The organism is Tenacibaculum sp. AWR4_210 (assembly GCF_056160945.1).
This window is the reverse complement of record NZ_JBSWYF010000065.1, coordinates 1-372: the sequence shown is the minus strand read 5'-3', so window position 1 is coordinate 372 and position 372 is coordinate 1. Positions and strand designations below refer to the sequence as shown.

Genomic DNA, 372 nt, shown 5'->3' with positions numbered 1-372 from the left:
GTGTAACATCTCCAAGTAAAGCGTTTGCATCACCACCAACCGTTAAGTCAGAAGAAGTAATGTTACCGTCACCGTTAAAGGCAGTCGGATCAACTACTAAAGCACCAGCCCCGTTTTGTGTTAAACCAGTACCCGCAACATCAGCGTTTATTTTAGCAGCCGTAACTGCATCGTCATTGATTTTCGCAGTAGTTACTGCATTGGCATTAATTTTTCCGGTAGTTACGGCGTTGTCGTTGATCTTAACCGTAGTCACTGCATTGTCAGCTAATTCTGTAGTTCCAACAGCGCCTGCTGAGATTTCCAGTGTAACATCTCCAAGTAAAGCGTTTGCATCACCACCAACCGTTAAGTCAGAAGAAGTAATGTTAC

The 372-nt window shown here is 43.8% G+C and carries 1 protein-coding gene; it reads right to left on the bottom strand.

All coding sequences use genetic code 11. The features are described 5' to 3' along the window. The coding region (locus ACXAG7_RS20045) for a hypothetical protein (protein ID WP_476667938.1) at positions 1–372 on the bottom strand (372 nt) is incomplete at both ends.